Raw genomic sequence first — 23,204 nt, forward strand, 5'->3', positions numbered from 1 at the left:
GGGCCTCGCCGTGCCGGTGTGGCGGGCCGCCCGGCTCGTGCCTGCCGGCCCGGGGCGCACGACGTGGCTCGCCCTGCTCGTCTCGGGCGGCCTCGGCGCACTGACGTCGGTGCTCTCGCGCCCCGACCTCGACGACGCGGCGTTCGTCACGCGTTCGACGTGGGTCGCCGGGACGGGCCGGATCACCGACCGCGACACGATGTTCTCCGACGGCGCGTGGCCCGGCCTCAACGGGCAGTCGCCGTACGTGCCGTCGGTCGAGGCGCTCGTCGGGCTCGTCTCGCGCGCGTCGGGCGTCTCCGTCGGCTCGCTGGTCTACGTCGTGCTGCCGCCGCTCGCCGCGGCCGCCGCCGGCTGGGCCCTGTGGCTGCTCGTCCGCGCCTGGGACGCGCGACGCCCCGGCGCGACGCTCGCGCTGACCGCGGCTTTCCTGCTCCTCGGGGGCGGGACCGCGGCGTCGTTCGGGACGTACGAGCTGACCCGCATCTGGCAGGGCAAGGCGTTCTTCCTCGCGCTCGGGGTGCCGCTGCTGTACGCGTGCGGCGCGGCGTGCTGGCACGCGTCGTCGCCCCGCGCACGCCGCCTCGCGCTGGCCGGGGTCGGGGTGCTCGGGGTCGTGGGCGTGGGGTTGACGACGAGCGCGACCTTCGTCGTGCCGGCGGTGGCGGTCGTCGCCGCGGCGCCAGGCCTGCTCGCCCGCGCGTGGGGCAGGGCGCTCGCGCTCGTCGCCGCGGCGTCGGCCGCCCCCGTCGCCGCGGCGCTCGCGTCGGTGCTCGTGCGGCGCTCCGTCGCGCTGACGGCCGAGCCCCTCGGGCCCACGGAGAACCCCTGGCTCAAGGTCCTCGGGGCCGGCGTCCCGGCGCTGGTCGCCGCCGTCGCCGGCGTCGTCGTGCTGCTCGGGTGGGCGGCGCCGCGGTGGTGGGGCGCCTCCGGGACGCGCGCGGGCCGCGCCACCGCAGGCGCCGCCGTGCTCGTCGGCGCGGCGCTGTGCGTCCCGTGGGTCCCGCACGTCGTCTCGTCCGTGCTGGGCACCACGGCCATCTCGTGGCGGCTCGCGTGGGTCGTGCCGGTCCCCGTCCTCGTGGGCCTCGTCGCGAGCGTCCCGGCGCGTCGCCTCGGCCTCCCGGCGACCGTCCTCGTGCCGGCGGTCGCGCTCGCCCTGGTCGTCGGCGCGGTCCCGCTGTGGGACGCGCGCGCCGGCACCGCGCTCCAGAGCCCGCGCGCGTGGAAGGTGTTCCCCGAGGACCTGCGCGCGGCCGAGTGGGTCGTGCGGGCGGAGCCGTCCGGCCGGGTCCTTGCGCCCGCCCGGGTGGTCTCGGCCGCCCAGACGCTCGACCACGCGGTGGTCCCCGTCGGCGCGCGGCCCGACCACATGGCGACGCTCGACACGATCCCGGAGGCGCACGCGCCCGAGCGCCGGGCCCTCCAGCGGCTCGTCGAGGGGGCGCCCGAGCCCGACGACCTCGCGCGTGCACCGCGCGCGCTCGAGGTGCTCGACGTCGAGGTCGCGTGCGCCGCGTGGCCCGGGGAGGAGCTGCGCGCCGCCCTCGCCGCCGCCGGGTTCGTCGAGCAGTACGTCGACGGGCCCTACCTGTGCGCCCGGCGCGCGCCCGGGGGCGGCTCGGGATGAGCGGTGGTCGCCCCTATGCTGGCCCTCGGCCGCCGCGACGAGCGAGAGCGGCCGGAACCCCATGAGCGAAGGGCTCGTCCCGTGACTGACGCCATCGTCCGGTCGACCTCGGCCCCGACGACCCCGCCGCGCAGCCCCTGGCGTGACCGCCTGCTGCGGTTCGGGCCCCCCACGCTCCTCGTGGTCCTCGCGCTGGCGCTCGTGTCCCTCCATGTCGGGGAGTACACGAAGGTCGGCCCGGTCGACGAGCTCCAGCACATCGACTACCTGTACAAGGCGCCGGACGTCGTCGAGCCCGGCGAGAAGGTCGGCCAGGACGCGATGCGGGAGGAGTCGTGCCGCGGCATCGACTTCCCGATGAAGGTGCCGCCCTGCGTGTCCGGGGCGCGGTACTCGCCGTCCGACTTCCAGGAGAACGGCTACAACACCGCCTCGGGGAACACGCCGCTGTACTACACGGCGACGAAGGTGATGGCGGCGGTCGTCGCGCCGTTCTCGTCGGGCTCCAACCTCGTGACGGACGGTCGCCTCGCCGGCGGCCTGTGGCTCGCGCTCGGTCTCGTGCTCGCCTACCTCGTCGGCCGCCGGCTCGGCGTCGGGCGCGGGCGCCTGCTCGCGGTCCTCGTGCTGGTCGGGTGCGCTCCGTCGACGCTGTTCCCGAGCGCGACGATCACGCCCGACGCCGCCGCGATGGCCGTCGGCGCCGGCGCGCTGCTCACCGCGCTGTGGTGGGAGGACCGCCCGGCCCGGCGGTGGCCGGCGCTGGCCCTCGTCGTCGCCGTGGGTCTCGCGCTCAAGGCGACCAACGTGATGGTCTTCCTCGCGCTCGGCGTCTACGTGCTCCTGCGCCTCGCCGACCTCGTGCGCGGCCGGTCGAAGGGCCGGTCCGACGGGCTCTCGGGGACCGTCACGGCGTCGCCCCGTGCGCTCCTCGTCGGTGGCGCCGCGATCGTCGTGTCGTTCCTGGCCGTCCAGGTCGCCTGGATGGTCACGCAGGCGCAGCTCGGCTACGTCGACCCGCAGGACGTGCCGATGGCCCGCATCTTCGCGATCGACCGCCTGCCGAGCGCGCACGTCGTCGAGCAGGCCGGCGTCATGCTCAACCCGCTCGCGTCCTGGCTCGTGGAGGTCGGCCCGGCGGAGTACCTGACCGCGGTCCAGCGGGCCGCCGGCTACCTCCTGCTGGCCGGGCTCGTGTCCGCGGCGCTGTTCGGCGCGACGCTCTCGAGGACGCGCTCGCTCGCCCAGGCGGTGGCCCTGACCGCGTTCCTCGGCGGCTCGGCGTTCGTCCTGCTCTCCTACTTCAGCCAGGGCGTCTACTTCGCGCCGCCGGCGCGCTACGGCAACACGCTGGTGCCGGCGATGGCGGTGCTGACCGCGGGGGCGTTGCGCACGCGCGGTGCGATCACGTTCGTCAGCGTCCTCGCGGGCGCTGCCGTCGTCATCACGGTGTACCGGCTCACCGCGTTCTGACGCGGCACGGGGCGCCGGGCGGAGCGACCGCGGCCGGGACCCGGCCGGCCGCCGGATAGGCTCCCGGCGTGCGAGCACTCATCGACGCGACCGCGATCCCCGCCGACCGAGGCGGGGTCGGGCGCTACCTCGACGCGGTGCTGGCGGCGCTCCCCGCGCACTGCGTCGAGCTCGTCGTCGCGAGCCAGGTCCGCGACGCCGCGGCATGGCGCGCGCTGCTCCCGGACGCGGTCGTCGTGACCGCCCCGGCCCGGGCCGCCTCCCGCCCGTTCCGCCTCGTGTGGGAGCAGCTCGCCCTGCCCTCCCTCGCGCGCAGGCACCGGGTCGACGTCCTGCTCAGCCCGCACTACACGATGCCCTACGCGTGCCGGGTGCCGGTCGTCGTGACGCTCCACGACGCGACGTTCTTCAGCAACCCCGGCGTGCACTCGCCGCTCAAGGCCCGGTTCTTCCGGACCGCGACCCGGCTCGCGGTCCGCCGCGCCGCCGCGCTCGTCGTCCCGTCGGCCGCGACCCGCGACGAGGTGCTCGAGCACGCGGGCGGGCGCCCCGAGCAGTTCTTCGTGGCCCCCCACGGCGTGGACTCGGCGGTGTTCCACCCGGTCGACGACACCGAGCGCGCGCGGGTCTCCCGGACCCTCGGGCTCGACGGCGCCCCGTACGTCGCGTTCCTGGGCACGCTCGAGCCGCGCAAGAACGTGCCCGCGCTCGTCCGCGCCTGGGCGCGCGCCGTCGACGGGCAGGACAGCCCGCCGGCACTCGTGCTCGCGGGCGGCAACGGGTGGGACGAGGAGGTCGAGCCCGCGATCGCCGCGGTGCCTGCACACCTGCGTGTCGTCCGCGCGGGGTACGTGCCGCTCGAGGACCTCGCCGGTCTCCTCAGCGGCGCCGAGGTGCTCGCCTACCCGAGCCTGGGTGAGGGCTTCGGACTCCCGGTCCTCGAGGCGATGGCGTGCGGGGCCGCCGTGCTGACCACGCGGGTGCTGTCGCTGCCCGAGGTGGGCGGCGACACGGTCGCGTACTGCGGCACGGACGAGGCGAGCATCGAGTCCGCGCTCCGCGCGCTGCTCGCCGACGAGGAGCTGCGCCGCACGCTCGCCAGCCGCGCGGTCGAGCGGGCACGGCTGTTCACGTGGGACGCCTCGGCGGCCGTGCACGCCGAGGCGTTCGCCGCTGCGGTGCGCGTCGCGCGCACGGGCTGACGGCGCCCCGGCCGGCACCCGCCGGCCCGTGGAGAGGACGTGCGCCCACGGGCCCGGCGGGCATCAGCCCCGCAGGCTCGCGACGTACGCCTCGACCGCCTCGAGGGTCGGGAGGAGCCCCTGCTCGCGGGCCTCGCTCAGCGTCGGCGCCACGAGGTCCTTGTCGGAGAGCTGCGGCACGAGGGGCCGGCCGTCCCGGGCCGTCGTGGGCCAGACGATGCCGACCTCCGGGTCGAGCGGATGGATGCCGTGCTCGCGCCCCGGGGAGTAGCCCGTGGAGCACAGGTACAGCACCGTCGAGTCGTCCTCGAGGGAGAGGAACGCGTGCCCGAGGCCCTCGGACAGGTAGATCGCGCGACGGTCGACGTCGTCGAGCAGCACCGTGTCCCACTGGCCGAACGTCGGCGAGCCGACCCGGATGTCGACCGCGACGTCGAGCACCGCGCCCTTGGCGCACGTGACGTACTTGGCCTGCCCCGGGGGGACGTCCGCGAAGTGGATCCCGCGCAGGACGCCCGCGGCCGAGACGGAGCAGTTCGCCTGCTGGAGGTCGAGCGGGTGGCCGACGGCCTCGGCGAACGCCTCCGACTTGAACCACTCGAGGAACACGCCGCGCGGGTCCCCGAACTGCTTCGGTGTGATCTCCCAGGCGCCGGGAACGGTCAGCGGGCGGAACTCCACGTGTCTCTCCTTCTGGGGCGGCAACGAGGTCAGGCTACCGGCGCGGCTAGGCTCGCTCGCCTACGACGGACGACGACGAGGAGCAGATGGTGCGCTGGCTGGTGGCGGGGTCGAACGGGATGCTCGGGCAGGACATGGTCGCGCGCCTGCGCGAGGCGGGGCACGAGGTCACCGCGGCCGACCGCAGCGAGCTCGACATCACGTCCGCGCAGCAGGCGCTCGACCGCACCGCGGGCCACGACGTCGTGGTGAACTGCGCCGCGTGGACCGCGGTCGACGACGCGGAGGAGCGTGAGGGCGACGCGTTCACGGTGAACGCGGTGGGGCCGCAGATGCTCGCTCGCGCCGCCGCGGCGCACGGGGCCCGGCTCGTGCAGGTCTCGACCGACTACGTCTTCGACGGTGCCGCGCAGGAGCCCTACGCCGAGGACGGTGCGATGGGGCCGCGGTCCGCCTACGGGCGCACCAAGGCCGCCGGCGAGTGGGCGGTCCGGGCCTACGCCCCCGACCACGTCGTCGTGCGCACCGCGTGGCTCTACGGTCAGCACGGCCCGTGCTTCCCGCGCACGATCGCCCGTGCGGCAGCGCAGCGGGGGAGCCTCGACGTCGTCGCCGACCAGGTCGGCCAGCCGACGTGGACGGCGGACCTCGCGGACCTCGTGGTCCGGCTCGTCGAGGCGGGGGTGCCGTCCGGCACCTACCACGGCACGTCGAGCGGGAGCGCGTCGTGGCACGCGTTCGCCCAGGCGGTCGTCGCCTCGGCGGGCATGGACCCCGAGATCGTGCGGCCGACCACGAGCGAGGCGTTCGTGCGCCCCGCACCCCGCCCGGCGTTCTCGGTCCTCGGGCACGACGCGCTGCGCGCGGCGGGTGTCGACCCCATCGGCGACTGGGCGGCCCGCTGGGAGCTCGCGGCGCCGCACGTGCTGGGGTCCTGACCGTCCCGGTCGCCCGCGCGTCGCGCCACGGCCGGCTCGCGGGCGACCGGTGCTGCTACGGCGTGGCCACCGCGGAGGCCGTGCGCGCGCCCCGCTGGATCGCCCACGCGTGCACGCACGCACCGGCGAGCGGACCGACGACGAGGCCCACGACGGTGCGGCTCTCGAGCGGCAGGGGCAGCAGCAGCGCGGCGAGCGCGAGGGCCGTCGCGGTGAACCAGCCCGAGGCGAACGCGACGTGGGAGCCGAGCGCGAGCGTCGCAGCACCGGTGAGCGTGATGAGCGCGAGCGCCGTCGCCCCGAGCGTGAGCCCGGCGAGCACGCCGCCCGGGACCCCGTAGTCCGGGCCGAACAGGAGCCGCAGCGCCCACGTCCCGGCGACCGCCGACAGCACCGACACGACGAGCCCCGCCGCGACGACGAGGCCGACGATCCGGCGCAGCCCCGCGAGCCCACGCTCGCGGTGCGTGACGAAGTGCGCGATCGCGACGCCTTGGTAGGCGGCGAGCGGCATGAGCAGCGGCGCGCGCGTCACCGAGATCGCGAGGATCAGGGGCGCGGCGGTGCGGAACGTCGCGGGGTCGGTCGTCAGCCGCAGCAGGACGGGGAAGCCCACGACGAGGGCGGCGCTGGAGGCGGACGCGACGACGGCGTGCCCCGTGTTGCGCAGCAGCGGCCCCGCGGTGACGTCGGCGCGGGCCGAGAGCGCGGAGCGGGTCGCCGGGCTCAGCAGCACCATCAGCAGCCACACGCCGGACGCCGCGGCGGCCGCGACCTCGAGGCCCACGGTCGTGCCCGCGAGCACGAGCGCGACGCCGAGCGCCAGGAGGAACCGCGTCAGCGCCTCCGCGCCCACGAGCACCGAGTAGGCGGACCAGCGGCGCGTGCCCGCCAGGGCCCCGGCGAGGCTCGAGTGCCCGGCGAACGCGAGCACCCCGCCGCACACCGCCCACATCGAGGGGCCCCAGCCCGCGCCGAGCAGCGCCTCGCCCCACCACGGCGACGTCGCCGCCAGCACGAGCGCCGCGGCGGTGCCGAGCCCCAGGCCCCACGGGACGACGCGCGCACCCCGCACCCCGCCCGTCGCGGGCGTCCCGGTCGCCCGCGTCGTCTCGTTCTGCACGCCGCCGAGCACGCCGTAGACGCCGAAGAGCAGCGACCAGAAGACGAGGAAGTCCGCGTTGGCCTCCGTGCTGAGGGTGCGCGCCGCGACGAGCAGCACGCCGTAGCCCGCGCCGGCGGCGACCAGCGAGGCCAGGCCGACCCCTGTCGCGCCTCCCGCGGTGATCGTCGGCGCGGCCGTCGTCCCCGCCGGCGGGACCGGCTGCGCGGCGCCGTCGGCGGTCATCGGGTCACCCGCACGGGACGACGGGCGGCGCTTGGTGGAGGTGCTGCATGAGGCCGTAGTCTGGCGCATCCGTCCGGCTTCCCCCACCTCGTGAAGGACTCCGCCATGCCGCTCGACATCTTCGTCCCGTTCTGGGGAGACCCGGCGCTGCTGCGGGAGACGGTGCGCAGCGTGCAGGCCCAGACGAGCGGCGACTGGCGCCTCACGGTGGTCGACGACGCGTACCCCGACCCCACGGTCCCCGAGTTCTTCGCGACCCTCGACGACCCGCGCGTCGTGTACGTCCGCAACGAGCAGAACCTCGGGATCACCGACAACTACCGCAAGTGCGTCGCGCTCGCGTCGGAGGAGCTCGTGGTCCTCCTCGGGTGCGACGACCTGCTGCTGCCCACGTACGTGGAGACGGTGCTGGCCGCGCACGCGCGCTGGCCCGAGGCCACGATGATCCAGCCGGGCGTGCAGATCGTCGACGAGACCGGTGCGGTCGTCACGACGCTCGCCGACACCGTCAAGCAGCGGTTCGCGATGCCGAAGGGCGACGGTCCGCGGCTGCTCGGCGGCGAGGCGCTCGCCGCGAGCCTCCTGCGCGCGAACTGGCTGTACTGGCCGTCCCTCGTGTTCCGCCGCGAGGCCCTGCGCAGCGTCGAGTTCCGCGACGGGTACCCGATCATCCAGGACCTCGCGCTGGAGATCGACCTGATCAGCCGGGGCGGGACGATCCTGCTCGAGCCGACGGTGTGCTTCTCCTACCGGCGGCACGGGGCGAGCGCCTCGTCCGCCACGGCCCTGGACGGGACGCGGTTCGACGGCGAGCGGCGGTACTTCGCCGAGGCCGCGGTGCAGCTCTCCGGGCTCGGGTGGCGCCGGGCGGCTCGGGCGGCGCGCGTGCACCTGACGTCGCGCGCGCACGCGCTGACGCTCCTGCCGGGGGCCCTGCGGACCCGCGACGGCTCCGGGGCCCGGGTCCTCGTGCGTCACGCCGTCGGCTCCTAGCGTCCGCGGGCTCGACGCACCGGACGATTCGGGCCGGGTGAGGGGTGCGTGAGAGACTCTGGCGGGCCTGCGACGAGGGGTCCAGCCTTCGACGGGAGACGTGACGCGTGACTGCCATGACCTCAGCCGACGCACCGACGACGCGGGGCGGCGGCACGTGCCTCGTGACCGGCGGCGCAGGGTTCATCGGCACCGCGATCTCACCGGCGCTCGTCGCCTCGTTCGACCGCGTCGTCGCCATGGACAACCTGCACCCGCAGATCCACCCCTCCGCCGAGCGCCCGCGTGACCTGCACCCGGACGTCGAGCTGCTCGTGCACGACGTCACGGACGCGCAGGCGTGGGACGAGGTCCTCGCCACGGTGCGGCCCGACGTGGTGGTGCACCTCGCCGCCGAGACAGGCACGGGCCAGTCGCTCGCGGAGTCGACGCGGCACGCGACGGTCAACGTCGTCGGGACCAGCCAGATGCTCGACGCGCTGCACCGGTCCGGTCACCTCCCGCGGCGCATCGTCCTGACGAGCAGCCGCGCGGTGTACGGCGAGGGCGCGTGGCGTCGCGACGGTGACGGCAGCACCTTCTACCCGCCGCAGCGCACCCGTGAGTCGCTCGAGGGCGGCCAGTGGGACTTCCCGGGCGCCGCGCCCGAGCCCATGCGCGCGAGCACGACGTTCCCGGCGCCGGTGAGCGTGTACGGCGGCACCAAGCTCGCGCAGGAGCACGTCCTGCGGGCGTGGGCGCACTCGTTCGGCGTCGAGGCCGTCGTGCTCCGCCTGCAGAACGTCTACGGGCCGGGCCAGTCGCTGATCAACCCGTACACCGGGATCATGTCGCTGTTCTGCCGACTCGCGAAGGCCGGCGAGTCCATCCCGCTGTACGAGGACGGTCAGGTGCGCCGCGACTTCGTGCTCATCGACGACGTCGCGCGCGCCGTGCACCTCGCGGCCGTCGTGGAGCCCGCCCCGGACGAGCCGGTCGACGTCGGCTCGGGCGAGCACCAGACGATCGCGCTCGCGGCGGAGCTGATCGCCGAGCGCTACGGCGCCCCGGCACCGCACGTGACCGGGCAGTTCCGCGACGGCGACGTGCGGCACGCGTGGGCCGACGTCGCGACGGCCGAGCGGGTCCTCGGGTGGACTCCCGAGTTCGACCTGCGCGCCGGCATCGACCGCCTGGCCACCTGGATCGACGAGAACCTCTCCGCGACCCGCTCCTGACGTCCCGCCCCTGCTCGCCCCCGATCCGAGGTTCTGCTCACGATGCCGCGACTCCTGGTTGACCTGCTCTCGTACACGGGGACGAAGGGAGGTATGGAGACCTACGCGCGCGAGCTGTACCGCCAGCTCGGGACGATGGGCACGGACTATGAGTTCGTCGGGCTCGCGAGCACCGAGCTCATGACGAAGGACCACTCGTGGTTCCCCGGTGAGGTCGTCTCGTCGGGGTACTCCGGCGAGAACCGGTTCGTGTGGGCGTTCGGCGAGCTCGTCGGCGTCGGGCGTGCCGCGAAGCGCCTCAAGGCCGACCTGATCCACTCGCCCGCGACGCTGGGCCCGATGCGCTCGCCCGTGCCCACGGTCGTGACGATGCACGACATGCTCTACTGGAGCCACCCCGAGCTCATGGCGACGCCGTTCTACACGGTCCCGGTCCGGCTCATGGAGAAGCTCGCGGCGCGCAACGCCGCACGGATCCTCACGGACAGCGAGTCGTCCGCGTCGGAGATCCGCAAGTACCTGAAGTTCGACGCCGCGCGGCTCGACGTCGTCCCGCTCGCCGGCACAGTCCGCCCCGGCGCGCCGTCGGGCAGCGAGGGGCGCCGCGGCGACCTCGTCCTGGCGCTCGGGAACCGGCTGCCGCACAAGAACTTCGCGGGGCTGGTGCGCGCGATGGCGCTCGTCCCGGAGGCCGTGCGTCCGCAGCTCGTGGTGACCGGCAGCCGGGGCGACGACCCGCTGCGGCCGATCGTCGAGGAGCTCGGCCTCGAGCAGTGGGTCGACCTGCGCTCGTGGGTCTCGGCCGAGGAGCTCGAGGAGCTGTACGCGACGGCCACCGTCATGGCGATGCCGTCGTTCTGCGACGGGTTCTGCCTCCCGGCGCTCGAGGCCATGCTCGTCGGGCTACCGGTCATGCTGTCGGACATCCCCGTCTACCGGGAAGTCGGCGGGGACGCCGCGCTGTACTTCGAGCCGACGAGCGGCCAGTCCATCGCCGACGCGATCGTGCGCGTCGCGACGGAGCCCGAGCTCATGCGGGAGCTCGCGGCGGCGGGGCGCGAGCGCACGGCCCTGTTCACCTGGGAGCGCGTCGCCGACGAGACGCTGACCGCGTTCTCGCGCGCGCTCGAGCGTCGCTGACGAGCCCTTCCACGGACACGACAGAGCCGGCGTCACCCCTCGCAGGGTGGCGCCGGCTCCGTCGTACGGGCAGGACGTTCGGACGTCAGCGCACGGCAGCGAGCGTGTCGCGCAGGAGGTCGAGCGCCGGGCGGATCGGGAAGTGGTGGTTGCCGACGAAGAGCCCGTTCGCGTCGATCGTGTCCGCGGCGGGCAGCTCGTCGGGGACGACGGTGTCGAGGTGACGCATCACCGGGTTCTTCGTGAAGTTGCCCGCGACGATCGGACGCGCCTCGATCCCGGCCTCGGCGAACGCCGCGACGACCTCCCGGCGACGACCGGCGAGCGCACCCTCGAGCACGAGGGAGAACCCGAACCAGCTGCTCTCGCCGGTCTCGCGCTGCACCCGTACGTCGCCGGCCAGGCTCGCCATGACCTCGAGGAAGTACGCGGCGTTCTCGCGCCGGCCGGCGATGAGGCCGGGCGCCTTGGCGAGCTGGTGGATGCCGAGCGCACCCGACATCTCGAGCGGGCGGACGTTGTACCCGGGCAGCACGAACCGGAACAGGTCGTCGAACGCGTCGCCGGTCTTCGGGTGCACGTGGTTGTCGACCGGCAGCTCACGCGTCCAGCCGTGCGCCCGCAGGGACACGAGCATCTGGTGCAGGGGCTCGTCGTCGGTCAGGACGAGGCCACCCTCCATCGTGGAGATGTGGTGCGAGAAGAACGAGCTCAGCGTCCCCATGAGCCCGAACGTGCCCGCCGAGCGCTCCTCGAACCGGGCGCCCAGCGACTCGCAGTTGTCCTCGAGGAGCACGAGCCCGTGCTGCTGCGCGAGCGCGGTGAGGCGGGCGAAGTCGTTCGGGTTCCCGAGCAGGTTCACCGCGAACACGCCCTTGGTGCGCGGCCCGATCGCCTGCTCGGCGAGGTCGAGGTCCATGTTGAGGGTGTCGACGTCGATGTCGACGAACTTCAGCCGGAGCCCGTACTGGTGCAGGGGGTAGTACGTCGTCGCCCAGGAGACCGCGGGCACCAGGACCTCGTCGCCGGGGTTGAGGTCGATCCGCGGGTCGAGCACCGCGGCGGCGACCGCGAGCAGGTTCGCGCTGCTGCCCGAGTTCACCATGACGGCGTGCTGGGACCCGAACGCCTCGGCGGCGAGCCGCTCGAACTCCGCGACGAGCGGCCCCATCGTAAACCGTCCTCCCGCGATGACGCTCTGGAGCGCCGCGAGCTCGGCGTCGTCCCACGTGGACGTCGCGAGGGGGAAGGCCGGGGGCTGAGAAGGTGCAGACATGGGTCTCTCTCGTGCGTCAGAGGGTCTGGAGGTAGGCGGCGTAGGCCGCCGACATGCCGTCCACGAGGCTGGTGGGGGCGTCCCACCCGAGCTCGCGCGCGGCGCTGGAGTCGATGAGCCGGCGCGGGACGCCGCTCGGCTTCGTGGTGTCGAACGTGAAGCCGCCCTCGTAGCCGACGACCTGTCGCGCGACCTCGTAGTACTCGCGCACGGAGTGGTCCGTGCCGCAGCCGACGTTGAGCAGCTCCGGCCAGCGCGCGAGGCCGCCCACCTGCCCGGTGAGCCACTCGGCGAGGTCGACGGCGTAGGTGAACTCGCGGCGCGCGGTCCCGTCGCCCCACACGGACACCGTCGGCTCGCCGGTCAGGTGGGCGCGGTGCACCTTCTCGATCGCGGCCGCGACGAGGTGCGCCCCGGAGGAGGAGAAGTGGTCGTGCGGACCGTAGAGGTTCGACGGCACCGCGACGCGGTGGTGCAGACCGAGCTCGCGGCTCGCGTACGCGCACAGCCGGGTCGAGGAGATCTTCGCGAGCGCGTAGCCCTCGTTCGCCTGCTCGAGCGGGCCCGACAGCAGGTCGCCCTCGACGAACGGCCGCTCGTACCGCTCCGGGTACACCGCGGCGCTGCCGATGTTGAGCAGCTCGGGGACCCCGAGCTCGATCGCGGCGCCGAGGACGCTCGCGTCGATGAGCAGGTTGTCGAGCAGGTACGTCGTCGGGTGCGCGAGCTTCGCGGCGATCCCGCCGACCTTCGCCGCGGTGTGCACGACGGCGTCCGGCTGGACCTGACGGAACACGTCGAGCGTCGCGGCGCGGTCGCGCAGGTCGACGTCGTCGCGCGTCAGGGCGACGAGCGGGTCACCCGGCCGACGCGCCTCCCACGCCTCACGGAAGCTGCGGCCGAGCATGCCGGCGCCGCCGGTCAGCAGGACGCGCACGGGACCACCCCCCGACCGCCGCGCGGGACGACGGCGGACGGGGCGTCGGGTCCGACCGTCAACGCGTCAGGACCTTGTCCACGTACGAGCCGCCCTCGACCTTGAGCGCCTCGATGTCTGCGTCGACCATGATCTCGGCGAGCCGCGGCGTGAGGACCTGCGGCACCCAGCCGAGCATGTCGCGAGCCTTCGAGGCGTCGCCGACGAGGGCGTCGACCTCGGTCGGGCGCAGGTAGCGCTCGTCGAAGCGCACGTACTTCTCCCAGTCGAGCCCGGCGTGCTGGAACGACAGCTCGAGGAAGTCGCGGACCGAGTAGTCCGTGCCGGTGGCGATGACGAAGTCCTGCGGCTCGTCGTGCTGCAGCATCCGCCACATCGCCTCGACGTACTCGGGCGCGTAGCCCCAGTCGCGGCGGGCGTCGAGGTTGCCCATGAAGAGCTCGGACTGCTGGCCGGCCGCGATGCGGGCCACGGCGCGCGTGATCTTGCGGGTCACGAACGTGCCGCCGCGGCGGGGCGACTCGTGGTTGAACAGGATGCCGTTGCATGCGAAGAGGCCGTACGCCTCGCGGTAGTTGCGCGTGATCCAGTAGGAGTAGACCTTCGCGACGCCGTACGGCGAGCGCGGCCAGAACGGCGTCAGCTCGTTCTGCGGGGGAGGGGTCGCGCCGAACATCTCGGAGCTGCTCGCCTGGTAGTAGCGGCACTCGACACCCGCCTGGCGGATGGCCTCGAGCAGCCGGATCGTGCCGAGGCCCGTGGTGTCGCCCGTGTACTCGGGCTCGTCGAAGCTGACCCGGACGTGCGACTGCGCCGCCAGGTTGTAGACCTCGTCGGGCTGGATCTCGGCGAGCAGGGTGACGAGGCGCGAGCCGTCGGTCAGGTCGCCGAAGTGCAGGAACAGCCGGTGGTTCGCCTCGTGCGGGTCCTGGTAGATGTGGTCGATCCGCGCGGTGTTGAACGACGACGAGCGGCGGATGATGCCGTGGACCTCGTACCCCTTGGACAGCAGGAGCTCCGCGAGGTAGCTGCCGTCCTGCCCGGTGATGCCGGTGATCAGGGCACGCTTCGGTCTGGTCTCGTTCATCGTGTTCCCACTCTGCTTCGGCTGACGCTTGCTTCGCTTCGGATGGCGCTGCTCGCTCTCCGGGGCACCGACCCGGGCGCGCCGACACGGCGGTGGGCGCGAGGAGGCGCTGACAGGCTACCGCGTCGGGGCGGCCACCGAGGGCGCCTCGGACGCCGCCGGACGCGCCGCCTCGAGCGGTCGCGGGGAGTCCTCGGGCTGGTGCGGGCGTGGGACCGCTCGCGGCCCGGCTGTCTCGGTGCTGCGGCGTGCGGCCCGGAGCACCGGGCGCTCGACGAGCAACCAGCTGGCCACCGCGAGCGGGATGGTGCCGAGGAGCGCGAGCAGGTCGTACACCGGCAGCGGGAGCGTGTGGAGCCCCGCGAGGGCGAGGAGCTGCTGGACCGGCCAGGCGTAGATGTACACGCCGTAGGAGATGTCGTGCTTCCGGACGAGCGCCGGGCTCGGCGTCACGGCGCCGAGCCACAGCACGACGTAGGCGATGAACGGGGACGCGAGCTGGGGGCCCCACACGTCGATGAGCAGCACGAGCGGGGTCGCCACCGCCGTCGCGAGCAGCGCGAGTGGCCAGGACAGGACGAGCCGGTGGCGGACCATGCGGAGCAGCGCGCCCGCGAGGAAGAACGGCAGCAGCTTGAACAGGTACTTGAACTCGTTGCTGCCGTTCACGTACGGCAGCAACGTGTCCATGTTCGCGTAGACCGCGATGCTGAGCGCGAGCATGAGCCCGATGACCCAGGCGGAGCGCCGCGCCCAGCCCAGGCACAGGACGGCCGCGACGATGAGGTAGCACTGGAACTCGTAGTAGAGCGTCCACAGCGACCCGGACCAGGCGCCCGGGTACGGCACGCCCGTCGGTGTCCCGGCGACGTCCCACGCGACGATGCGCAGGCCGGCGTTGCCGAACACGTAGAACCCGGGAGTCGTCCCGGTCGTCAGGTACGCGTCGAGGGTCCCGTGCGCCGCGTAGAACCCGACCGGGCCGAACACCACGGCGGTCACCACGAGGCAGACCAGGAACGCGGGGAAGATGCGGGCGACGCGGTGCACCAGGAAGGCGCCGAGGGGGTTCGACAGCCGGCTGGCCGTGATGAGGTACCCGCTGATCGCGAAGAACCCGATGACCGCCCAGCCGCCCATGTTCTCGCCGTTGACCTGAGGGCCGATCCCGATGCCCGCGAGGTACCACCCGTGCGCCACGAGCACCGCCGTGGCCAGCACGAGCCGCCACAGGTTCAGCCCGTTGTCGCGTCCGTTCAGCTCGACGGCGCCGAGGGCCAGGAACCCGCGCCGCGGGCGCTCGCCGGCGGCGAGGTCCGTGCCGGGTGACCCCGCTGCGGTCGCCGCTGTCACGCCTCGGACTCCAGGAGACCGAGGAGGTAGGAGCCGTAGCCGGACTTCATGAGCTTCTCGGCGCGGGCGCGCAGCTCGTCGTCGCTGAGGAACCCGCGGCGCCAGGCGACCTCCTCCGGGGAGCCGATCTTCAGCCCCTGGCGGTGCTCGACGGTGCGCACGTAGTCCGCGGCCTCGATGAGCGAGTCGAACGTGCCCGTGTCGAGCCAGGCCGTCCCGCGGGGGAGGACCTCGACCTGGAGGCGCCCCTGCTCGAGGTACGCACGGTTCACGTCGGTGATCTCGTACTCGCCGCGGGCCGAGGGCTCGAGGTCCCGGGCGATCGCGAGCACATCGTTGTCGTAGAAGTACAGCCCGGGCACCGCGTAGTTGCTGCGCGGGTGCGTGGGCTTCTCCTCGAGCGACAGCGCCTTGAAGGACTCGTCGAACTCGACGACGCCGTAGCTCGTCGGGTCCGCGACGCGGTACGCGAAGACCGCGCCGCCGTCGATCTCCTCGAAGCGCGAGAGCTGGGTGCCCAGGCCCGGGCCGTAGAAGATGTTGTCGCCGAGGACGAGCGCGGCGGCGTCGTTGCCGACGAACGACTCGCCGATCACGAACGCCTGCGCGAGGCCGTTGGGCTCGGGCTGCGTCGCGAAGGTGATGTTCACGCCGAACTGGGAGCCGTCGCCGAGCAGGCGCACGAACTGGTCGGCGTCGTGCGGCGTCGTGATGACGAGCACGTCCCGGATGCCGGCCAGGATCAGCGTCGAGAGCGGGTAGTAGATCATGGGCTTGTCGTAGACGGGGACCAGCTGCTTGCTCACGCCCTGGGTGATGGGGTGCAGTCGGGTTCCGGAGCCGCCGGCCAGGATGATTCCACGCATGGGGACCAGTGTGACGTACGAGCGAGGGCGCTCGGGGCCACTTCGCGGGCGGGGTCGCCCGGTTCGCTAGGATGCGGGACCGAACCGCGCCCGAGATATGAGGACCACGTGCACCGGCTGAGCAACTCCACCCAGCACTACGCGTGGGGTTCGCCCGTCGCCATCCCGGAGCTGCTCGGCACGCCGCCCGAGGGCGGCCCGGTCGCGGAGCTCTGGGTCGGGGCGCACCCGAGCGCACCGTCGCGCGCGCTGGTCGACTCGGCGGACGTCGGCCTCGACGCGCTCATCTCGGCCGACCCCGACCACGCGCTCGGCGCGGACGTCGTCGCCCGCTTCGGCCCGGCGCTGCCGTACCTCCTGAAGATCATCGCGGCCGACCGCCCGCTGTCCCTCCAGGTGCACCCGCACCTGGAGCGCGCACGCTCCGGCTTCGCCGAGGAGGAGGCCGCGGGCGTCCCGATCGGCGCGCCGCACCGCAACTTCCGGGACTGCAACCACAAGCCCGAGCTCGTGTACGCGCTGACGCCGTTCGAGGCGCTGTGCGGCTTCCGTGCCCCGCGCCGCGCCGCCGAGCTGCTCGTGGACCTCGGCGCGCCGCTGTCGACCGCGCTCCACCAGATCCTCGTCGCGGACCCGTCCGCGCAGGGGATCCGCTCGGCGTTCACGCGCCTGCTCGACCCGGCGAGCCGACCGTCCCGCACCGAGGTCGACGAGGTCGTCGCCGCGTGCGCCCGCCGGCTCGCCGACGGGTCGCCGTCCCCGCGCGCCGACCGGAACGTCGTCCTGCTCGCCGAGGCGCACCCCGGTGACCCGGGCGTCGTGACGTCGCTCCTCCTCAACCCGGTGTCCCTCCAGCCGGGGGAGGCGATGTTCGTCCCCGCCGGCGGCGTGCACGCGTACCTGCGGGGCGTCGCAGTGGAGGTCATGGCCAACTCGGACAACGTGCTGCGCGCCGGTCTCACGGGCAAGCACGTCGACGTCGACGAGCTGCTCGCGAACGTCGACTACGTCGCTGCGCCGCCGATCCGGATCGCCCCGGAGATCTTCCACGGCGCGACGCGCGTGTACTTCGCGCCGGTCGACGACTTCGAGCTGTCCATCACGGCCGTCGACGGGGACGCGGCGCACCCGCTTCCCGGGCACGGCCCCCGGCTCCTGCTGTGCGTCGACGGCGAGGTCGTCGTCTCGAGCCAGTTCGACGGCGCCGAGAAGCTCCGCCGGGGCGAGTCGGTCTTCGTCCCGGCGTCCGAGGGCGCGCTCGAGGCGCACGGCCACGGGACGCTCGTCCAGGCGGACGTGCCCTGACGCGACGCGGCGGGCGGCCGCTGCCGAGGGCGGCGTCGCGCGCGGCCTGACGGCGTCCGCGGGCCTTCGTGACCCGTGCGCGTGAGTGCGGCGTCGGGCCGTCCGCTCGACGCGCGGCGGTCCGGACGACGAGGGCGGGACCGCGACGCAGGTCGTGGTCCCGCCCCTCGCGAGGTGGTCGGTCGGTCAGCGCACCGTGACGGTGCGGCAGCCCATCGGGGTGTTGGCCCTGGTGGTGGTGTCGATGGCGTAGGTGCAGATCTGGTGGGTGCCCGGCCCGGCGGTGAAGGACCGCGTGAAGCCGTGCTGGTCCCCGGTGCCGGGGTAGGCGCGGGCGACGTCGGAGCGGATGCCGATGGTGCTGACCGAGCCGCCCCAGCCGCCGTTGACGTAGAAGTGCACGTCGATCGCCCCGACGTGGTCGGGGTCCAGCGCCCACCCGGTGAGCGTGACGGTCGAGCCCGACGCCGTCAGCGCCTCGAAGTTCGCCAGCGGGAGCCGGTTCGGCGCGACGGTGAACGTGCGGCAGGACAACCTCTGGTCGCCAGGACCGAGCACGCACAGCTCGTGGGTCCCGGGGCCCGCGGTGAACTTCTGGGAGAAACCCTGCAGGTTCCCGGTCCCGGGGTAGGCGCGCGCCACGTCCGGGCGGGGGATCCCCGTGCTGAGGCCGCCGCCGAAGCCGCGGTCGACCTGGACGTCCAGGCGCACCGGTCCCGCGTAGTCCGGGTCGAGGGCCCATCCCGTGTACGTCACCTGGTTCCCCGTGACGGCCACCGACTCGATGTTCGCGATCATCGGGTGGTCCTTGGGCGGGGAGGCGCCGTCGATGCCGCGACAGCCGAGCCAGACCGTGTTGATCCCGCCGTCGCTCGCCCACTCGCTCCCGGACACGCAGATCACGCGGGTCCCGGGACCCACGGTGAACGAGTGGCGGAAGCCGTGCGGGCCGCTCAGCGCCGGGTACAGGCGTGCGACGTCCGGCCGTGGCTGGTCCAGCGGGACGTCCCCGGTCTCAACCCCGTTCACGGTGTACTGCAAGGAGCCCATGCTCACCCTGTTCGGGTCGACCGCCCACCCGGTCACCGTGACGGTCGAGCCGGAGGTCGTCAGCGACTCGAAGTTGCCCGTGAGGCGCTCGTCGACGATCGTCACCCGGCGGCACTGCTCGGAGGACGGGCCGCCCACGAGGTCGTCGCTCGCGGAGACGCACACCTGGTGCGTGCCTGGCCGCATCGGGTAGAAGGCCGTGAAGCCGTGGAGCCCGCCCGTCCTGGGGTAGGCGCGCGCGACGTCCGGACGCGGGAGGTCCGCGCGGAGCTGGGCGTCCAGTGCGTGCGGGCCCGTGACCCGCAGGGTGATCGGGCCCGTGACGTCCGGGTCGAGCGCCCAGCCGGTCACACGGGCACCGAACGGGGTGGCGACGACCGACTCGACGTTGATCAGCGGCAGGCGCCGGACCGGCTCCGTGACCGTGACCTGGCGGCACCCGATCGGCGCCTCGGCGCTCGGCGCAGCATTCCGCCAGCCGACGCGCACCCAGGCGCACACCTCGTGAACCCCGACAGCGACCCTGGTCGTCGTCGAGAACCCGTGCTTCGTGCCGGTGCCGGGGTAGCGGGCCGCGACATCCGTGCGGTCGACGTCCGTGGTGAGCAGCGCCGGCGACGTCCCGCCGTCCACGGTGTAGCGGACGTGTGCGGCGCCGCCGAGGGGGTCGAGCGCCCAGCCGCTCACGGTCAGGTCGAGCCGGTCGACGCGAAGCTCCTCGAGCTCGCCGACCCCGGAGCCGCCGCTCTCGACCACACGGCACACGACCGTCTCGACCAGCCCCAACAGGAGCTCGCCGGGGTTCGACGCGTGGACGCACAGGTCGTGCGGGCCCGACCCGACCGGGACGACGACGGCGAAGCCGTGCGCTGCTCCCGTGCCGGGGTAGGCCGCGGCCACGTCGTCACGGAGACCGTCGCTCGCGAGCGCGACCGGAGGCTCGCCGTCGACGGACCAGCGCAGGTTCGCGGGCTCTCCGGTGTCCGGGTCGACGGCCCAGCCGGAGAGGCGGATCGACCGGCCGGTGACCTCGACGGTCTCGAGCGTCACGATGGCGGGGCGGGTGACGGGGACGTCCAGCCACTCCTCCTGCGACGGCTCGCTCTCGAGCGCTCCCGCGAGGGTCACGACGCGTACGAGGTACATCCTGCTCGTCCTGAGCCCGGTGACCGTGGTGGTCCGTGTGTCGGCAGCCAGCTCGGCCGCGACCGACCACTCGAGGGTCGGGACGTGCGCGTCCGCCAGCTCGACGCGGTAGCCCGTGGGCGTCGCTCCTCCGGTGGGCGCCGCCCAGCTGATCGTTCCGCCGCCGGGTCGCGTGTCGGTGATCGCCAGACCTGTGGGTGCCTCGACAGCCACGCCGAGCGCGGTCGACGGGGTCCCGGGAACCTGCCCCGGGCCGTCCGTGGGCTCGCCCGCTCCCGAGGCCGGCGGACGGGTGGTCGCGGGTGCGGAGATCTCCCCCGGGGTCGCGGGCCGGCCACGCTCGGACGCCGCCGACGGCTCCTCGAGGGCGGTGCCGGGTGGGGTCGGCGTCGCGGTGGGTGTCCCGGCGGGCTCGGGGGTGCTCGGCGGCGCGACCGGGTCGGCGTGCTCCGGGGAAGCCGGGGGAGCGACCGTGCCGGCGGGCTCGGGAGAGGCCGGCGGTGCGACGGCGCCGCCGGTCGCGGGCGCGGGGTCGGCCGACGGTGCGACGGTGGTGGTGGGACCGGCGAGATCCGTGACGGCGCCGGCGGGCGTCGCCGTGATCCCGACGGTCACGGCGAGCGCGACGGCGACGACGCCACGGGCGACGCTGCGCCGCATCGGGTCCCGGTGGCGGGCAGTGCGGACGTCGTGCGGCATGCGGTGGCTCCCTGCGGGCCTGGTCGGTTCCGGACGCGGCCGGACCTCGGGGTCGCGCGTGCGGGGACGACGGCTGTGAGCCGGCTGAGTGCGGGCCCGCGCCGACCCTACTGGTCCTGGGGGGCCGGGCGGAGGTGAATCTGCGCCGGTCGGCGCGCAGGTCAGCAGCAGTTTCCGTCAGGGAGTCGATGGGGCTGGACGCCTGCGAGGGCCGGGGCACCACGCGTGCGCATGGTGCCCGGCCCTCGCGAGGTGGTCGGTCGGTCAGCGCACCGTGACGGTGCGGCAGCCCATCGGGGTGTTGGCCCTGGTGGTGGTGTCGATGGCGTAGGTGCAGATCTGGTGGGTGCCCGGCCCGGCGGTGAAGGACCGCGTGAAGCCGTGCTGGTCCCCGGTGCCGGGGTAGGCGCGGGCGACGTCGGAGCGGATGCCGATGGTGCTGACCGAGCCGCCCCAGCCGCCGTTGACGTAGAAGTGCACGTCGATCGCCCCGACGTGGTCGGGGTCCAGCGCCCACCCGGTGAGCGTGACGGTCGAGCCCGACGCCGTCAGCGCCTCGAAGTTCGCCAGCGGGAGCCGGTTCACCGGGGCGGCCACCGTCACGGTGCGGCAGCCCATCGGGGTGTTCGCCCTCGTGGTGGTGTCGATCGCGTAGGTGCAGATCTGGTGGGTGCCCGGCCCGGCGGTGAACGTGCGGGTGAACCCGTGCTGGTCCCCGGTCCCGGGGTACGCCCGGGCGACGTCGGAGCGGACCCCGGTCGTGCTGACCGACCCGCCCCAGCCGCCGTTGACGTAGAAGTGCACGTCGATCGCCCCGACGTGATCCGGGTCGACCGCCCAGCCGGAGAGGGTCACCGCGGAGGCCGACGCCGTCAGGGACTCGAAGTTCGCGAGCGGCAGCCGGTTGGCGACGGTGGCCGTGCGGCACTGCGGGGTCGTCGCGACGCCGGTCGTGTCGTCCCTCGCGGAGACGCACACCCGGTACGTCCCGGGAGACAGCGGCTGCGCGAAGCGGTGGCTGAAGCCGTGGAGGTCGCCGGTCCCCGGGTAGGCGCGCGCGACGTCCGTGCGCACGCCGTCCGCAAGCAGCCGCAGGGGTTCGGTGCCCGGCTCCACCGTGACGTCGACCCAGAGGGGAGCGGCGACGTCCGGGTCGACCGCCCAACCGGTGACGACGATTCCGGTGGGCGTCGCCGTGACCGCCTCGAGGTTGACGATCGGGGCCCGAGCGGGCGGCTCGGTCACCGTGACCTGGGTGCAGCCCAGCGACGTCTCGGTGGGCTCGGGTGCCAGCTGCCAGCCGATCCGGACCCAGGCGCACACCTGGTGCACCCCACCGTGCGTGGAGAGCGTCGCGGAGAAGCCGTGCTTGCTGCCGGTGCCCGGGTAGAGGGCGGCGATGTCCTGCCGGTCGAGGTCGGTGGGCGTCGACCAGCTGCTGCCGCCGTCGACGGTGTAGTAGACGTCGGCACGGCTGCCCTTCGGGTCGGCGGCCCAGCCCGTCAGCGTCACGGTCCTGCCCACCGCGGTGACCGTCTCGAGCGCTCCGACCCCCACGCCGTCGACTGCGAGGGTCCGGCACTGGCGCGTCGTGGGGTAGAACAGCTCCTCCGGCGTGGAGGCGACGACGCACAGCTCGTGCGGCCCCGCCCCGAGGGGCACGGTGACCGCGAACCCGTGCGCGGAGCCGGTGCCGGGGTAGGCGGCCGCGACGTCCTCCCGCGTGCCGTCGGTGCGCAGGGGCGTGGCGGTGCCGTCGAGGAACCACCTCAGGTCGTCCGGGTCGCCGGAGTCCGGGTCGAGGGCCCAGCCCGAGAAGGTCAGCGAGCCGCCCGCGACCGTGACCTGCTCGAGGGTCACGACCGGTCGCCGGGTGAGAGGTGTGGCCGCGGAGCGCCAGCCCGACGGCGCACTCTCCAGCTGGCCCGCGAGGGAGAACATGCGGGCGATGTAGGAGCGACCGGGCTGGAGCCCGGTGAGGGTCGTGGTCCGCGCGTCGGCGTCGACCACGGCGGCGACCACCCAGACGCTCGGCGTGACGTCGGGGTCGAGCAGCTCGAAGCGGTAGCCGGTCGGCGCCACGCCCTGGGTGGGCGGCGTCCACCGGGCCTGCACGCGGTCCGGTGCCTGGTCGAAGACCGTGAAGGTGGCGGGCGGCTCGGGGGCCTCGGCGAGGGCCGCGGCCTGCGCCTCCGGGCTCGCCGGTGCGGCGGCGCCCGCGGGGGGAGTCGCGGCGCCGGGCTCGGCCGGCGTGCTCGGTGCGACGTCCTCCGGTGCGGGCGGCGCGGCGGCGTCCGGGCGGTCGGCGGGCTCGGGCGAGGCGGTCGCGCCGGGTGCCACCGTCGGGTCCTGGGGTGCGGTCGTGGCGGTCGGGGGGACCGGGGCGGGCGACCCGCCGCCGGGCTCCGCGTCCGTGGACCCGCTGGTGGGCGGCGCGGTCGGTGCGGTCGGCGACGAGGTCGTCGTCGGAGCCGCGCTCGCGGTCACCTCGGGTGCCGCGGCGGCCGGCAGCGCGGTGGCGCCCGCGGTCGCGAGGAGCACGACGGCCGCGAGAGCGCGGGTCGCGCTGCGGGGCCGTCCTCCCCGGCGGTGGGCGGCGTGGACGTCGTGCGGCATCGCGAGCTCCCCTGCGAACACGCTCACCCCGCGAGGGCGAGCGGACCGGCGCCGAGCTGGTCCGCGCGTCCGCGGCATGAGGGCTGTGAGCCCGCGGAGTGCGAGCCCGGGCCGACCTTACTGGTGCGGTGAGCGTCGGCGGGCGTGATCCGTGGGTGATCCACGTGCACGTCAGTGGCTCGACGGGGACCGGGGGCGGGTGCGCGACGAGGGCGGGACCACGGCGCGCACGTCGTGGTCCCGCCCC

The 23,204-nt window shown here is 74.4% G+C and carries 17 protein-coding genes; 8 read left to right on the forward strand and 9 right to left on the reverse strand.

Features of this window, described 5'->3' with window-relative positions:
• The 3 genes from CCE01nite_RS21495 to CCE01nite_RS19580 all read left to right on the forward strand — a co-directional run.
• Window positions 1–1,630, forward strand: a 1,630-nt coding sequence (locus tag CCE01nite_RS21495; protein ID WP_218026496.1) for a DUF6077 domain-containing protein, incomplete at its 5' end; no start/stop codon positions are given.
• Between the two features lie 81 nt (window positions 1,631–1,711).
• Window positions 1,712–3,103 carry a glycosyltransferase family protein gene (locus CCE01nite_RS19575; protein WP_034632859.1) on the forward strand — a complete coding sequence of 464 codons (1,392 nt, stop codon included), beginning with the start codon at window positions 1,712–1,714 and terminating at the stop codon, window positions 3,101–3,103.
• Window positions 3,104–3,171: 68 nt separating this feature from the next.
• Entirely contained in the window at window positions 3,172–4,305 is a 1,134-nt protein-coding gene (locus CCE01nite_RS19580; protein WP_034632863.1) for a glycosyltransferase family 4 protein, read from the forward strand.
• A 63-nt stretch (window positions 4,306–4,368) separates the two neighbouring features.
• Here CCE01nite_RS19580 and CCE01nite_RS19585 read toward each other — a convergent pair whose 3' ends face one another.
• Entirely contained in the window at window positions 4,369–4,986 is a 618-nt protein-coding gene (locus tag CCE01nite_RS19585; RefSeq protein WP_034632867.1) for a dTDP-4-dehydrorhamnose 3,5-epimerase family protein, read from the reverse strand.
• Between the two features lie 89 nt (window positions 4,987–5,075).
• Between CCE01nite_RS19585 and rfbD the strand changes: the two genes are divergently transcribed.
• A complete protein-coding gene (rfbD, locus tag CCE01nite_RS19590; RefSeq protein WP_034632900.1) occupies window positions 5,076–5,924 on the forward strand; it encodes a dTDP-4-dehydrorhamnose reductase in 849 nt (282 codons plus the stop codon).
• A gap of 55 nt (window positions 5,925–5,979) precedes the next feature.
• Here the strand turns inward: rfbD and CCE01nite_RS19595 are convergent, their stop codons facing one another.
• On the reverse strand, window positions 5,980–7,272 hold the full coding sequence (locus CCE01nite_RS19595; protein ID WP_052104313.1) for a hypothetical protein: 1,293 nt from the start codon (window positions 7,270–7,272) through the stop codon (window positions 5,980–5,982).
• A 105-nt stretch (window positions 7,273–7,377) separates the two neighbouring features.
• Between CCE01nite_RS19595 and CCE01nite_RS19600 the strand changes: the two genes are divergently transcribed.
• The 3 genes from CCE01nite_RS19600 to CCE01nite_RS19610 all read left to right on the forward strand — a co-directional run bounded on the left by CCE01nite_RS19600 (window position 7,378) and on the right by CCE01nite_RS19610 (window position 10,622).
• Window positions 7,378–8,265 (forward strand): glycosyltransferase family 2 protein, encoded by an 888-nt coding sequence (locus CCE01nite_RS19600; RefSeq protein WP_034632871.1) that lies wholly within the window; start codon window positions 7,378–7,380, stop codon window positions 8,263–8,265.
• A gap of 116 nt (window positions 8,266–8,381) precedes the next feature.
• On the forward strand, window positions 8,382–9,482 hold the full coding sequence (locus CCE01nite_RS19605; RefSeq protein ID WP_034632874.1) for an NAD-dependent epimerase/dehydratase family protein: 1,101 nt from the start codon (window positions 8,382–8,384) through the stop codon (window positions 9,480–9,482).
• Window positions 9,483–9,575: 93 nt separating this feature from the next.
• A complete protein-coding gene (locus CCE01nite_RS19610; RefSeq protein ID WP_034632880.1) occupies window positions 9,576–10,622 on the forward strand; it encodes a glycosyltransferase family 4 protein in 1,047 nt (348 codons plus the stop codon).
• A gap of 85 nt (window positions 10,623–10,707) precedes the next feature.
• Here the strand turns inward: CCE01nite_RS19610 and CCE01nite_RS19615 are convergent, their stop codons facing one another.
• From CCE01nite_RS19615 to rfbA, 5 genes are all read right to left on the reverse strand, one after another.
• Window positions 10,708–11,898, reverse strand: a complete 1,191-nt coding sequence (locus CCE01nite_RS19615) for a DegT/DnrJ/EryC1/StrS family aminotransferase (RefSeq protein ID WP_034632884.1) — start codon at window positions 11,896–11,898, stop codon at window positions 10,708–10,710.
• A 16-nt stretch (window positions 11,899–11,914) separates the two neighbouring features.
• A complete protein-coding gene (locus CCE01nite_RS19620; RefSeq protein ID WP_034632887.1) occupies window positions 11,915–12,835 on the reverse strand; it encodes an NAD-dependent epimerase/dehydratase family protein in 921 nt (306 codons plus the stop codon).
• 58 nt (window positions 12,836–12,893) lie between these two features.
• Window positions 12,894–13,922: a GDP-mannose 4,6-dehydratase gene (gene gmd, locus CCE01nite_RS19625; protein ID WP_034632892.1), complete on the reverse strand. Its 1,029-nt coding sequence runs from the start codon at window positions 13,920–13,922 to the stop codon at window positions 12,894–12,896.
• A gap of 117 nt (window positions 13,923–14,039) precedes the next feature.
• Entirely contained in the window at window positions 14,040–15,275 is a 1,236-nt protein-coding gene (locus CCE01nite_RS19630; protein ID WP_052104314.1) for an acyltransferase family protein, read from the reverse strand.
• A complete protein-coding gene (gene rfbA / locus CCE01nite_RS19635; protein WP_034632895.1) occupies window positions 15,272–16,141 on the reverse strand; it encodes a glucose-1-phosphate thymidylyltransferase RfbA in 870 nt (289 codons plus the stop codon). The genes CCE01nite_RS19630 and rfbA overlap by 4 nt, the downstream gene beginning before the upstream one ends.
• A 108-nt stretch (window positions 16,142–16,249) precedes the next feature.
• On the opposite strand from rfbA, the gene manA reads away from it, so the two are divergent.
• Window positions 16,250–17,446 (forward strand): mannose-6-phosphate isomerase, class I, encoded by a 1,197-nt coding sequence (gene manA / locus CCE01nite_RS19640; RefSeq protein WP_034632897.1) that lies wholly within the window; start codon window positions 16,250–16,252, stop codon window positions 17,444–17,446.
• Window positions 17,447–17,632: 186 nt separating this feature from the next.
• Here manA and CCE01nite_RS19645 read toward each other — a convergent pair whose 3' ends face one another.
• Entirely contained in the window at window positions 17,633–20,341 is a 2,709-nt protein-coding gene (locus CCE01nite_RS19645; RefSeq protein WP_141372897.1) for a fibronectin type III domain-containing protein, read from the reverse strand.
• 264 nt (window positions 20,342–20,605) lie between these two features.
• Window positions 20,606–22,984: a fibronectin type III domain-containing protein gene (locus CCE01nite_RS19650; RefSeq protein WP_141372898.1), complete on the reverse strand. Its 2,379-nt coding sequence runs from the start codon at window positions 22,982–22,984 to the stop codon at window positions 20,606–20,608.
• Window positions 22,985–23,204: the final 220 nt, after the last annotated feature.

The organism is Cellulomonas cellasea (assembly GCF_006538745.1).
Taxonomy (GTDB): domain Bacteria; phylum Actinomycetota; class Actinomycetes; order Actinomycetales; family Cellulomonadaceae; genus Cellulomonas_A; species Cellulomonas_A cellasea.